At 59.0% G+C, this 13555-nt stretch carries 11 protein-coding genes and 1 tRNA gene; 2 read left to right on the top strand and 10 right to left on the bottom strand.

Translation table 11 applies throughout. The features are described 5' to 3' along the window. Window positions 1-95: 95 nt before the first annotated feature. The 3 genes from HYT87_02050 to HYT87_02040 all read right to left on the bottom strand — a co-directional run bounded on the left by HYT87_02050 (window position 96) and on the right by HYT87_02040 (window position 1206). The gene (locus HYT87_02050; protein MBI2058532.1) at window positions 96-440 is read right to left on the bottom strand and encodes a type II toxin-antitoxin system VapC family toxin; all 345 of its coding nucleotides are present in this window, start codon (window positions 438-440) and stop codon (window positions 96-98) included. 89 nt (window positions 441-529) lie between these two features. Next, window positions 530-826: a type II toxin-antitoxin system prevent-host-death family antitoxin gene (locus tag HYT87_02045; GenBank protein ID MBI2058531.1), complete on the bottom strand. Its 297-nt coding sequence runs from the start codon at window positions 824-826 to the stop codon at window positions 530-532. Between the two features lie 306 nt (window positions 827-1132). Next, a tRNA-Arg gene (locus HYT87_02040) sits at window positions 1133-1206 on the bottom strand. Window positions 1207-1338: 132 nt separating this feature from the next. Here HYT87_02040 and HYT87_02035 point away from each other — a divergent pair. Then, a complete protein-coding gene (locus HYT87_02035) occupies window positions 1339-1959 on the top strand; it encodes a VOC family protein (protein MBI2058530.1) in 621 nt (206 codons plus the stop codon). 804 nt (window positions 1960-2763) lie between these two features. Next, entirely contained in the window at window positions 2764-4029 is a 1266-nt protein-coding gene (locus tag HYT87_02030) for a hypothetical protein (GenBank protein ID MBI2058529.1), read from the top strand. 883 nt (window positions 4030-4912) lie between these two features. Here the strand turns inward: HYT87_02030 and HYT87_02025 are convergent. The 7 genes from HYT87_02025 to HYT87_01995 form a co-directional block, all read right to left on the bottom strand. Further along, the gene (locus HYT87_02025; protein MBI2058528.1) at window positions 4913-6433 is read right to left on the bottom strand and encodes a hypothetical protein; all 1521 of its coding nucleotides are present in this window, start codon (window positions 6431-6433) and stop codon (window positions 4913-4915) included. 695 nt (window positions 6434-7128) lie between these two features. Continuing rightward, window positions 7129-7482, bottom strand: coding sequence for a retroviral-like aspartic protease family protein (locus HYT87_02020; GenBank protein MBI2058527.1), 354 nt, complete (start codon window positions 7480-7482; stop codon window positions 7129-7131). 58 nt (window positions 7483-7540) lie between these two features. Next, window positions 7541-7711 (bottom strand): hypothetical protein, encoded by a 171-nt coding sequence (locus HYT87_02015; GenBank protein ID MBI2058526.1) that lies wholly within the window; start codon window positions 7709-7711, stop codon window positions 7541-7543. A 144-nt stretch (window positions 7712-7855) separates the two neighbouring features. Beyond that, window positions 7856-8656 carry a thioesterase family protein gene (locus tag HYT87_02010; GenBank protein ID MBI2058525.1) on the bottom strand — a complete coding sequence of 267 codons (801 nt, stop codon included), beginning with the start codon at window positions 8654-8656 and terminating at the stop codon, window positions 7856-7858. Next, window positions 8653-11187: a penicillin acylase family protein gene (locus HYT87_02005; protein ID MBI2058524.1), complete on the bottom strand. Its 2535-nt coding sequence runs from the start codon at window positions 11185-11187 to the stop codon at window positions 8653-8655. Before HYT87_02005 ends, HYT87_02010 begins: the two co-directional genes overlap by 4 nt. Before the next feature lie 25 nt (window positions 11188-11212). After that, window positions 11213-12436, bottom strand: coding sequence for a hypothetical protein (locus tag HYT87_02000; protein ID MBI2058523.1), 1224 nt, complete (start codon window positions 12434-12436; stop codon window positions 11213-11215). Continuing rightward, window positions 12433-13551, bottom strand: coding sequence for a DUF819 family protein (locus HYT87_01995; GenBank protein ID MBI2058522.1), 1119 nt, complete (start codon window positions 13549-13551; stop codon window positions 12433-12435). Before HYT87_01995 ends, HYT87_02000 begins: the two co-directional genes overlap by 4 nt. Window positions 13552-13555 lie beyond the last annotated feature (4 nt).

The following is a 13555-nucleotide window of genomic DNA, read 5'->3' as shown; positions in this document are numbered from 1 at the left end:
GTTTCACGTGAACTTTAGCTCCCAACTGAGTCACTACCCGGAAAAGATTTCTCTTTGCTTCGGGACCGGGTCCGGGCCTTGATCCGGAGTCGAGATCAGTCGTGAGAGTCCAACCTGACGAGAGGGAAGCCCTCGCGATCTGCTGCCATGGAAAGTCGCTCATCCATGCAAACGAATTCCAAGGTCGTCGGCCGGTACTCGCTTGCCACGAGGGCCGCCGCAAGTTGAAGGGAGTCGGAAGACCTTAGCCCGTGTATCCTCAGCAGGCGGACTGCCGCCTCTCTCACGGCTTCGGTCGGCTGGACCTCCATCCAGCTCTCTTGAAGATTTCGAAGGTTCTGAAGGGCGATCCGTTCTTCGCCGCGTTCCAATTTCCTCTCCCGCACGAGCCGAGCCAAGGCGGCGGAGCATTCCACTCGGGCGGACCACCAGACCAGCACGCTTGAATCGCGCTTTCCAAGGCTGCGCAGAGCCGAGGTCGTCTTCTCCTCGACCAGAAGGGGTACCAGGGCCGAACTGTCCCAGAACTTCAGCGGTCCTCCTCGCGGTTCGTGAGCAGGGCTTTGACTGCGCTCCCCTTCGCCCTCGCGGTCGGCATGTCGAACAACCGCTCCGGAATCCTGCGCGCACCGGAGTGAATCACGCCCGCGCGTTCAAGCCTCGCCAGGCGTGCATCGGAGGGGAGGCGATTGTCCCCGGACCGCACGGGTTCCAATATGGCTATGGGGATGCGTCGGTCGGTGATGACGACCGATTCTCCCGCGCGGACCCGTTCTAGGAGGGCGCTCAGTCTGTTCTTCGTCTCCGTGACCGAGGCTTTTCTCATCGGGCTAGAATAGCCATATCAAAATGGCCTGTCAACCTCTCAAAATCTGCCCCCGTTCTGTCCCCACCCGTGGTCCTTCCGGAGCGGCCGGCGGGCATGCCCGACCTTGGCTGTGGTGCTTCATCGCGGCTCGGGGACGCCCGCGGTGAGTGGAAAGATGCGGTCGAGCGTGAAGCGAGCCGCACTCGCTTCTTACATGCGCCGACCATGGAAGGTCGGCATGACGAAGCGAGTGCTGTCGCCGTGATGGCGACGGTACTTTCAACCTTTGACGGCGGGCCAGGATGCCCGCGATGGTGATGAAAGTGCGCCTGCCCAGAATCGAACTGGGAACCTCTAGCTCCGGAGGCTAGCGCTCTGTCCAGTTGAGCTACAGGCGCGACGATGGACGGTAGTTTAGCGTAAATCATTCAATCTAGGAATCGAGTTCATCCTTTGAACGCTTCTCGCTTTGGAATGTGTTTTTCCACCGACTCGTTCATGCTACCGTGACCCACGTGGCCACGGGTGAAATGGAATCTATGCATGATTTCGATGCGATCTTGCGTCGGGGCGAGGTGCCCGAATGGAGAGATGTTCTGGACCCCGGTTTCTGCAAGAAAATGGGGCTCAATTCCATCTGGCAATACGGAATTGCAGTCAGGGATATGCAAGAGGCGATCAACGTGCTCTCTCCGGCAGGATTCGGCCCCTTCCTGGAACTCAAAGGCAGGGTGTGGCCGTGGGACGAGCGCGGTCAACCCCGAACCTTCCGCGGCCACATCGCCTTGGCGCAGAGGAATGGGTATGAGGTGGAACTTCTCGGGGCAGGCGAGGGATCCACTTTCTACTCGGACGCCATCGATGCGGGGGGCCGATTCATTCTGCATCACGTAGGCGTCCTGGATCACCATGTCGATGAAAGGGAGCGGGAGTTCATTCTCGCAGGCTTTCCCACAGCGGTTCGCGGGCAAGTCCGCGTGGCGGGTCCTGCCCTCTATGTGGATTTTGCGTACATCGACTGTCGAAGCGAGATCGGTCTGTACGTGGAGTTTATCGACTACCGGCTCTTTGGAATTCCCTGGCGCCCTCTGCCCGCCGCGAACCGTCTCCTCGCCCGGATTCAGAAGCAATTGACCCGACGGGGCTCGTAAGGCCGAACTCCAAACCTAACTTGGGGTCCCCCTTCCCTGTAGTGCCCTTCAAAGGGACCTGAGGTGTTTGCTGGTTCTCGCCACTACCTTGCATGGCCCCATGGAAAGGGATTGCTCGTCATACACGCTCGGAGGGTCGATGCACACGCTGGGTGAGGGATGGAGGAGCGGAGGAGTGCGGAAAGGCCGTCAACGCGGTCTACAGGCCGGCAGGCCCCCGAATTCCGAGTTTGTGCGGATTACGCCCCCAATCTTGACGTTTCATGTTGACGTAGCCCGGCCCCCGGTTATCAAGGCGGCTCGCGGCCAAGGTCAAGCTCGTTCTTGCAAGGGCCAGATAGCTGGCGCAGAATCCAAAGGATGGAGCGTTGGCTTAGAGTGGGATTGCTCCTTGGAGTCTTTTCAGCCCACTGCAGTAACCCGACTGATCGATCGGAGCATACCAATGACCCTGGCCCCGATGCCTTCGCGTCGCAGCCTGCCGAGCCGTCATCGTCAGCAGACTCATTAGGTCCGGTCCAGCCGCCACGCCCCCAAGACCCTCCTCAACCAGAGACACCGTGGAAGCCTGAGGAGATTCTCGGATTCAGGCCTACAGACCTACCGATCACGAGAAAGGGGACGTGTACTCCAGCAGGTCCGCCCTACTCTGACACCGTCAGGGAACTCACCTTTAGGAATAGTACCCAGATCCGTTTGGAAGGGACGCTTGCGAATGAGATCGATTGCGCACTGTCTCTCATCGGGAAGCTTTTCCCAGCCTTCGATGATCCTTTCGCCCGGCCAAGATGGAGCCATGACGAGTTGGTTCTTGAGTTCCCGAACGAGTTTTTTGAACCGGGCACGGAGGAAAAGGAAAAACGCAAGGCCGTCTGGACGGCGCTTCAGGTCTTTAGCAAAGAATACCCTCTCAAGAGTATTTATCGGCTTACGCAGAACCTTCCGTACCTCGTCCTATGGTTCGAGGAGCCTCTGAACCTGCCGTATCTTGCCAAGAAGGTCAAGGAGGCAACCGGAGCAAGAAGTGTGACCCTCAATGTTGTTGGAGGAGACAGCTCTGACACATATCTATTACGGAAGAACAATCGGTACCACGTCGTTTACAAGTCGGGGTCGGGCGATTGCCCGGCCGGCTGCATCAATGAAGATTATTTCTATTTTCTCCTCAACGAGGCTGCGAGCGAGGTCGTGTTCTTGGAGGCCCGAGGCCCAACCATCACGACCTTGTTCAATCTTCCAGAGCCTCCGATCGGGAAGATCCCCTTGTGGAATATTCCCGAATCCTACTCTGTCCGGGCGTACTCAAGTGCGGAAGAAATATTTGAGAAGGCCGGTTCGTCACCTGATTGGTGGGCGCGCCGGCATGCCGTCGAAGTCATGGGGAAGCTATTGCGGATCGATGACCCCACAAGCGGCAGTGATTATGACGACTGGCCCGGTTCCGACCGTTCGACGTATGACAGACTTCGGGACGAAACGAGAGCCCGGAGAAACGAGGGCATGGCCATCTTGGAAGCCGCGAAGTCCGACATGGATGCCGATGTGATGCGATCTTCTGAGGACTGGCTCAAGAAACTGACCACCTGCGTTATCCTTGGCGGTGACAAGCTTGTATTTGCTTGGGACAGCGGTCGATGCAAAGGTAAGCGTGAGAGTCGTTTCCAAATCCGCACGGACGGTTGCGCAGCCATCTATGTCGCCGAACGCTCCGGATACTACACTCCCACGGCCTCCGCTATTGTTAGTGCTACGGACGTTCAGTCTTTGGTTGGGGCTGTGGAAAATATCGGCCCGAGGGCCGAGAAGGAACTGTCTTGTGTGTGTGATGGATGTTCACAACGGAGCGTTGCGTACGATCCGAACGGCTTCACACCGGGGACCTTTGAGTCCGGGACCTATAGGCCGAACGAATCCAAGATACGGTCCATCCGTCAGTTTTGTGCCTACGGTCCGAAACGAGAACAGAATGTGCCGATGACCCCAGCCCAACTGGCCTTGGAGAATACCGTTAGCGCGTTGTTTGCGAAGTACGCTGAGCCGATCGACATGTGCGGCCAGCCGAATAAATAGATTTCTATCTATTCTCCAGCGGGTAAGTGTGGAAGGGTTATCCTCATCACTGCGCTCGGACAGCCAAGGCACAGGCCACGTGACGGTGCGGGCCGGAAGGGGCCGGTGAAATCGCACGCAGCGGTACCAGCGGCCGCGAGGCCCAAATCAAGCATTGCTGCCGACTTGCCCCCAATCGCTACCGGGCGATGGCTGGTGTAAGTGTTGACCATCCATGATCGCCCAGGTAGAGTATTCTCCCATGGGCAGCAAAGGAGGTCCTGGCACACGGGCCCGTAGCTGGCCCCTTGGAGTCCACAATCAACCCCGCCCGAATCCTCCACATCTGACGCCGATCAAAGAGTGGGGTCGCGAGCCTTGAGGTCTCGAGCGGGACGGGCTATTTGCCTGTGTTGTCTGCTCGCTTCTTGGGTCGCGAGCCTTATCTACGGCGGCTGTGGGGAGGAGAACACTCGTTCCGTACCAGAGAAAATAGTAGTAGACAAAGTCGGTGCACTCTTCTTCGTGTTCAGCAGTCGCTACAAGGTCACAGAGTTGGGAATGAGCAGACTCGTCACCCAGCAGTCTGGCAAACTATCCACAATTTACCCGGTGAAGGTCTGGCACTTTCTCTGTCCGTCTGAACCTTATTCGACCGATCCAGGCACACGGTTACGGTTCGGGATGGTTCCCAGCGGTTGTGTACAGGACAGTCCTCGTGGGTCTACAGTCGATGAAACCGTTTTGGTGGCAGGAGAAAGATACAGGCAGTGGACCATGTTCCGGCCCGCTTCCGAGGAAGGCTCCGCTGCTCAATACTCAGAACGAGAGTTTACCTATGAGTGAAGAGCGATGCTGCTCCTTGGTAGAGGCTGGGAATCTCTGTTTCGATTTGAGTAAGCGCTCACTTCACCTTGCCCTCGAATTCAACCAGAGCCGTGCAATCAATCGGTGGAAGGAGCTTGGCGATGCACACCCCCTGAGTGCGATCACATTGCTCTATAAATGCGTGTTCGAGATCGCGATGTAGCCGGGATCGGGCGCTTCCCTTGATCCGGCCATCTGCGATCTCACCGCGCCATTGGGTGATGTGCGAATTCGCAGGGGAATCAAATTCCACGTGGTCGGGAATGGTTACGAAAAATGTGCCGTTCGCCTCCACGCCGCCATAGGCATCTTCATCATCATCCGCAACCGCTTTCAGTATTATTTGACCCCCTTGCTGCACAATCTCAAGGGAACCACTCCCGCAATCTCCCGAGCAGCCTTCCAATCTCTTTCGTACGTACAGTTCGGCTTCCTCTAGCGACAGCCCAAGGTTGATCTGGAAGTCTGTGGCCAAGAGGGTTTCGGCCGGGCAATCTCCCAGAAAACGGTCTTTCGTTACCCTGATCTCATATGCACCGGTGGCGGTTTTGCCCTTCCCGGAACCCCTGAATGCTCGCGCCAGAGCAATTTGGCCGAGGGACCTGAAGCCCAAATCGACCACCTCACGCCAATCTTGATTTTGAGTAATATCCATCTCGCCAAGCCACGTTCTTGCGCTCTTCTGAGCATCCTCGTCCGAGTCCTCTGCCGCGGAGCTCAGAATGGATAGAGCTTGCGGCTGCCTTGCGAGCACTTGGGCCCGAAGCGAATCGTACGCGGTATGTTGTCCGGATTGCCGGTCCCAATCTACGGCGGTGCTCGGCGAATCAAGAACAAGAAGTTGGCCGACCACCTCAGCGGCATGAAGACGCACCCACCAGAACGGGGAGGACTGAAGCGTCTCAAACAACTGGTCGGCATCCTTGAACGCGGTGGCAGGGTATGCAGGGGGGATGTTCCAGAGCGGGACCAGCGGCCGCTCTATGCTCCCCAGATGTCCGACTCGAACCACTTCCGTCATGGCTTCATTAACGACGAAGTACGTGAACATTTCACTGGAACACTGAATGCGGCCGTCTTGCGAGCACGTCTTGACCACAACGTAGTAGTGATTGCCCTTGTGGCCGATCCCAAGGTCCGGGCCGTTCAGCACCAGGAAGTTGGGTGAGGCGTCTGAAACTTCTTGCAACGATCTAAGCTGTTTGGCGAGCTCGTAGCCGTTCAGTGGCTCGTTGAACTCGAGCATGAAAAGATTGGATGAGATCGGAAGTTGTCGTGATTGCTTGACCGGAAGCGTTGATAAGAATTGTCCAAGCGCCGAGGCCGGCTCAGCAACCGTACCGTTGTCGAGCATCGGGCCGAATCCCGATTTCAACCGGAGCAGGATTTCGCTAGGCTGAAACCGAATAAGCGGCTTGGCACTACGAAACTCGGGAAATAGATCCTTCACGAGATTGGTTGCGCATTCAATTTGGCCAGCCAATTCCTCTTCCAAGCGTATCTCGTGTGAGCTTCTGAACGTCAACTCAATGGCCGCGGCCGAGGCTGGCCCGTCCATCGGCCTGCACCTGCCTCTCTTGCGGTCGGGATATCGGGAGTAGAGCGCATCTTCGGATGGGAATGCCGCCAGCTCACGAATGCTTGTCGACACATCTGGAGACGGAGCCTCCAGCGAATCTTTATCTCCTTCGCAATTCAGGATAGGAACAACGGAGAGAATTGCGAGGACACGCTTGGTGCGGCTCATCTCCCCAATATCTGCGAGTCTATCTTCGCGATGGAACCTTCACGAAACAAATGAACCTCCCCGCGGCAAGCCGCGAGGAATCATCAAGTTGAAGCGCATTTCAATCTACGGACTTTGGAACTTGAGTAGGAGGGCGTACACGTCGGCTTGGAAAGGTTGCTTTCAGTATTCTCCAGAAAGATTTCACCGGTCATCTTGCCGTTCACAACCTTACCTATTATGGCACCGCCGATATCGCGCGACAAGGCTGTAGGATCAGGACTTTCGACTTTGGTCCTGCCCGTTCTGGTTGAGGGGCAAGTCGTCGCCATGCAAAACATTTGGCCGAACCCTCACGGAGCGTGATTGCCCGTAGGATGGCAACATGACGCCAATCACTCTTCTCAGGAGGCATGGCCAGACGGGAGGTGAATGACGGATTCCCCGGGCGAAGGTGAAGGGGGACGACTCGTCAAGGTTCCGCAACGATCCTGAACGTTGGACCGAGCGGCCGATGGGGCCATTCGTCAGCTTCTGGACTTGAAAGTGATTTCGTTTCTGATGGCGTCGAAGGTCACTGCGAAATTGTTCAGAAAACCCTCGCGGCCGAGCAAACATGTATTGAACGGCTGCTGGGCGAATCCGACGTCACACGGAATCTCATGGCCGCCCAGCACGATGCTCGCGGAGTGGAAATTGGCCTTTACTTGGCCGGCAATTCCGCCGATGGGCACCTCCCGTTCGTTCTCCACAGGATCAATTCCAATAGCGACCGCCGCATCGGTGGGAAAAAGGCAGTAGTCTGCGCCTGTATCCACGAGTGCCCTGAATGGTGCCGTTTGGAGCTTGCCCCTACGAAGCTTGATCTCGACCAGCGGCATCCAAATAAATGTCCTCGTGGGGTGCGCTTTGGACGGGTTGCACGGTACTTTGCAGTACCTAAACTTGAGATTGAGGTGCGAAGGCGCGGTCAAAGTCCGGTACCAGCATCATCACGAAATCCTGGCCTTCAGCCTTGTGAGAAACCTCGGCCATGCTTTCTCCTGATGCAACAACACGCGAGTAGTCGCGCGTCAGAGCGACCCATTTGCCACTGTGCTCCTCACGCAAGACAGAAGTCAGATCTAGTGGATCCTCCGCTTTTGGCTCCAATGGTCCTCCTTTGCAGTCAATTGTACATTTTTTCGCGGGTAGGTGTACAGCGGCACGACTTCGCACTGGCGGGGAATCAGGACTGAGAGACACCTGACGATTTCATCCGCCTGGCCGCCGCTCAAGGATGAGGCTCTGGACGGAGCGGCCGATGGGGCCGCGGGAGTCGTGCAGGCGCGTATCGGCGAGGCCGACGCCTTTGGACTCGGGGATGGTGGCGGCATCCAGACAAACCCACTCGCCCTCCATGGGCCGATGAAGATAGACGGTCAGATCCGGATTGATGAAGGTGTATTTGAAGACATCCAGCACCACGCTCACGCCATTGCCGGAATCAGCTGCGGCCATGACGCGCTGAACGGGAGACGGCGTTTCTCCCGGGACCACCGGGACTCGCATCCGCATCCACATACTGGTGGGGCCCTGACCATAGACCCCGCGCGCGAGTCGTCCTTCCATCGCGGTGTGATATCCAACGGAATCCATGAAGAACGGGAATTGGAACACGGCGGATTCTTCGGGCGACGGAATGGGAGGCTCCACGGCCGGCACGGGCACGGCAGGCACGGGGACGTCAGCCCGCCGGATGCAGAGTCCCGTGGCCTGGACGATGCGCTTGCCGCTCGTTTCCAGCCAAGCCGTGACGATTCGGGTCTTCTTCCCTGAGCGGACGATTTCCGTCCGGAGCTCGAATTCGGCTATGGGAATCGGACGCAGAAACTCGACCGTCATGCGGGCTACTTGGAAGACTGGACCATCCGACGGCAGCCTCTCGATCGCGCGCGCGAGTAGTGCCGAGCTCGGTCCCCCGTGTTGGTGATCGGGGCTCCACGGCCCGCGGGTGAGTTCCGTGGCGACGAATCGCGGCCCTTGCGGGACAAAGAACGACTCGGGAGAACTCATCGGGAGTCGCCGGGCCGCAAGCTGAGCCTGGCGGTGGCGGAGGATCGGATCTCCACCCAGTTCGCCATCATGGGGAGGTACTCCCCCTTGAGCCAGCGGGGCCGTTGGTCGCCATAATGGGGCGAGCCGGGCCAGCCGGAAGCGCCCGTGTCCACTACCCATGACGCATGGTCCATGTCCGCGAGATCGACGATCATTCGATAGGCCGGGCCGGCCATGTCTCGGAACGGAGTCTCAGGTTGGCCCAGGTCGAAATGGGCTTTCCAGACGGAATCGAGGGCGCCGGGAGCTTCCTCGCGGGGAAGGTTGAAGAAACCGGCAAGAAGTCTTTTCGATCCAAAAAGATGTTTGGTGTTGAGATCGTGGAGGCGACCCCATCGCCATGTCGCCGGGTCCCTTCCCTGGCTCCTGGAAAGATCGAGCAGCGCGCGGCGGAATGCGGCACGGATTACCTCGGCCCTGTGTTCGATCTTAGGAGTGCCGCGGTGGTCCCACACCACGTGGTCGGGATTTTCGACCCATTCATCGGTGACATTGGTGGAATAGCGTTGGGAGAGGATGAACTCCAGCCCGCGCTCGTCCACCTCGTCGCCAAGCGCTTCGATGATGGCCTCGCGGTAGGTCACGAAGAAAATGGTGGTGGCGGACGAATCGGTGGTTGCCCGGAGGTCCCATTGATGAAGAAGATCCACAGCGGCGGTTGCCATCGTGCTCTCTCCACGGAGCGCATCGAGGTCGGCAAGAAAGTGGGGAAGAAGCCGCTTGGCCCGTATAAGGTAGACGTCCGAATGAATGGCGGCAAAGGAAGCTCGGTCGTGCCGTGGCGTTTGCCGAATCAACTCCGAGATCCGCTCAGCGCGATAAGATGGGGCGCTGTCGATTTGAAGGAAGCCATCCGTGCGCAGCGGATCTTGAACGAGGTTGTTGCCGTGCGCGAAGAAGCCTTCGGGTGAATCCATGCCGAACGGCATCGACTCACCGCTGAGGGCGCCCGACGATGAATAGCGATCGGTCCAGCCCGGCACGGGGAAAGTGCCCAAGTGGTGGGGCCGGATGGGAATTCGTCCCGTCGTGAAAAAGGCAATCCGGCCTTCGCGGTCCGCGGTGCTCCAAGCCTGAGGGGGCGACGGGAACCCCAGGAGGGCGGCATAAAGGTCTGCCACCGTGGTTGCCCGATTGGCCCCCCGGAGGGCATCCAGCCCCGCGGAGGTGCCGGAAAGGTCCCAGTGGATGGATACCGGAGGAGCCCACTCGGGCAGGAGACCCGGATACACGTCATTCAGGAGGGGGCCGTTGCGTGTTTTCCGCAGGATGAATCGACGTGATTCCAGTTTCGACCCCCGGCGAACTCGAATGTCGATGTCCTGCCGGGTCAACGCATAATTGCCGGCCGGCCCCTCCACTTGCGCGGGGTCGCCCGGCACCGTGCGCTCGATGTAGAGATCGATCACATCCGCCACTGAAGATGTCGTTCCCCAGGCGACGTTCCGATTGTGTCCGGTGAGCACGTACGGAACTCCAGGGAGCGTTGCGCCGATGACATCCAGCCCCGGGCACGTGAGGTGCTGCTGAAACAGAATGGAGGGGAGGAGGTGAACGAGATGGGGGTCATTGGCCACGATGGGTTTGCCGGAAAAGGACCGATTGCCGGAAACAACCCAGGAGTTGCTTGCGGCGGAGGGGAAAACGGTGGACAGATCGAACCTGTTTGCGGCATGCTCTGGCGCATGTCCATGGGATGAAAACGGGCGGGATGGAAAGATCTGACGAACCCCATCCACGATGGCCGGGGGAAGTGGACGCGGTGGACCGGAGGTGGGGAGCGAGTATCCGCTGCTCCAGGGTGAAGATCCGTAGATCTTCTCCGCCCGATCGATGCCGCCGTGAAGGGCCAGGAGGAGCCTCGATGTTTCCTGGTGCCAGTTGTGTGAAACGGTCCACCCGTTGAAATAGCCGAGTGCGAGGGAGTCGACCGTGGTCCAGGGTTCCGGTTCTACACGGAGCATGCGGTACTCGATGGGGGGATGGCGTTTCAGTCCTGCGTTCACGCCTTGTGCAAACACTTCCAGAATCGCCTTCGTCTCGGGGGTCATGGTACCGTTTTCGGCGAGGGCCGCCTCTTCGAGGCCCCAGCTTCGCATGGTGCGATCGAATTCAACGGTGGTCCCGGAAAAGAGTTTCTGTTCGCCCACGAGTTCCGAGAGCCGGCCTCGGGCGATTCGGCGCAGCACGTCCATTTGGAAGAACCGATTCCGCGCCTGCATGAAGCCGGTGGCCCGGACAAGGTCCGGCTCGTTCTTCGCTTCAATATGGGGGATGCCATAGGCGTCGAGATAGATTTCCACCGGGTCGGATAGTCCTTCGATGGCCAGGGTTTCGGATCGGTCTCGCGGGTAGTCGGGGGCCAAGCGGTACCAAAGGTAGGAGGTGGCACCGCAGGAAAACGTTGTGAGAGTGAGTAGCAAGCCGTAAATCGTGAGTCGTGAGCCGTGAGTCGTGAGCCGTAAGCCGCAAGCCGTAGGTCGTGACATGGAGGAGATGAACGGGAGGCGCATGTCAAAACTTGAGCGGGACGCGGGCTCCGAAGATGAAGGTGTCGACGGCGCGCGAATTCTTCCCCGGGATCCATGTGATGTTTCTGTAGTACGCGTACGCTTGGAGGGGGATTCCCACGCGAAGCAGGCTCAGGGTGATCTGGGGGGTCAGGATATTCTTGTAACCGGGTCGCCAGAGTTTCTCCCGATCCCATTCCCAGATTTCGGAATCGGATTGCCAATCGGATTGGCCCAAGGCGTTGAACGTGTACCTCATTCCCAGTTGCAGGATGGGCGGAAAGCGGTCGGCCGCGGCCGGGTCCCGTCTGTTCAGCCACGTTGCCCTGGGGGCCCCCCGCCATGCTACGAACTCGGTTTGGAGCGAGAGCCCTAGAAAATCCCCGGGGTCGAGGACGTACGTCGCCCCTGCATACGGCGATTGCGTGAGGATGAGCGGATTTTCCGATCCGGTGGGCGTTGTGTATTCATGAGGGATCAGCATTTCGTAAAAGGTATCCACGCCGAAGGACCATCGTCCATCCAGCCATCCGGGGAAATTCTTATCTACCGCGAGGTGGGTACCGTATTCACCCTGAAAGTGAAGATCCCAGGCGGTTGTACCGGAGGCGACCACTTCCTCGGGTTCAGGTGGGCGCCCCGTAGGGATGGCGCCGAAAACCGTGAGGCTGGAGGCCAGCGACCGCTCCGCAAACCACGGGAAACGATCAGAGAAGCGATAGCGAACGCCGACAAACGAGTCCGCGAGCACCCCTTTGTTGCCGGTGATAGCTCCCGGCCGCGGCTGCCCCATGCTGGCGGCCCATTCCCAGAAATCCTGTTCGTTGTACGAGCGGCCGAGGCCGGGCTGGTAGTCGCCGGGGATCCACCCGAGCCCCGGGTCGATGGTCGTTTCGACGACCACGGGGATGCCCACACCGAGGGTCATGGACGGCGTGAGGCCGTAGTGCAATTGATTGACGAGGATGGTGTACCGTGACACCGCGTCCACCGTGATCACGCCCTGGAGGCCGCCGCCCGGTTCGTACCGCACGAGATCGTCCGCAAGGGGGCGAGGGCGTCCCCGATTGTCGAACATCGAGTCCACGCGGGAAAAATTGATGCTCTCATCGATCAGGAAGACGCCCTTCGGGGCCGTTTCGGTGAATCCGGCCCGTGCTTGCTGCACGGCCACCGTGGCCGTGATGAACCCGATGAGCAACAGGAGGCGCGGGAACCTCCCTCTCATCGGAGCATCCATGCCAGGCCAAGCCCGAAGTAGTTCGCCACGGCGTAGCCCACAAGGCCGGTCGCAATTCCGGAAAGAATGATCTCCTTGTTTCCGAGGGCGGCGGCAATAGGCGGGATGAAGGCGGGTCCGTAAATTCCAGCGGTGGACGTGATGATCATGGTGTCCCTATCTATCCGGGCAACGGCACAGAGAATCAAGTGGAGGAGTACGGAACCCGCGACGACGAAGGCCGTGTAGACGAGCAGCACGGGGCTTGAGGAGAGCACTTGCTTCATATCCACCGTGCTGCCGAGCGCGATGCAGAATACCAGGAGGGCGAACGTCCCAGTCGCATTTGTTCCGGGGAGGCGTCGAACTCGCGGAATGAGGGATGCGACTACGGCGAGCGATGAAATGCCGAGGATCATGACCGGTTCACGGCTGGTCTGGGGGATGAGTTGGCCGATGGCCCACCCTCCGGCAACGACGGCCAAGGCGAGAGCCACCCCCATGATCAGGTGGCATACACGGGCAGGTTCTCGAGCCGTTTCTTCCGTCGCGCCCGTCGCCGTGGAGAAGGCGAATGGCCGGAGCACCATTCCAAAGACTCGCCCCGCAAGGGTCACCAGGAACAGGAGATAGAAACTGGTCACGATGATGTCCGATGCGTTGACCAGAATGAAGGTTTCGGAGGGGATTTTCAACGCCGTGGCAATCGCTGCCATGTTGACGGTTCCGCCGGTGTAGACTCCGGCCAGCATTCCGGAGATTTTCCAACTGTCGGCCACCCGGTCCGAGAAAACGAAATGAGCGGCGGCGGAGATCACACCCACGGATAGGATGGCGAATCCGAAGGCGATAACGGTCGTTCGGGCGAGCTTCAGCCATCCGACAAGATCCGCGGAGAAAAGGAGGAGTGGGATGGCGAAGGCGATGGCGACCTGGCCCAGACCGAGGGAAACGGGCCGGTCGAATGCCATCCACGGCTGATTCGCGAGCACAATCCCGGCCCCGTAGCAAAGAACCACCGGGCTGAAAGTCTTGACGATCTTAACTCTAGGCTCCAGCCAGGTGAGACAGGCGGGTACGGCGAGGAGGATCGCGATTTGCAGCCCTGATTCCGCGGTGATCATCGTG

The organism is Nitrospirota bacterium, assembly GCA_016180645.1.
GTDB lineage: Bacteria > JACPQY01 > JACPQY01 > JACPQY01 > JACPQY01 > JACPAV01.
Note: the sequence above shows the minus strand (reverse complement) of the source record. Positions and strands in the feature narration are given on the sequence as shown.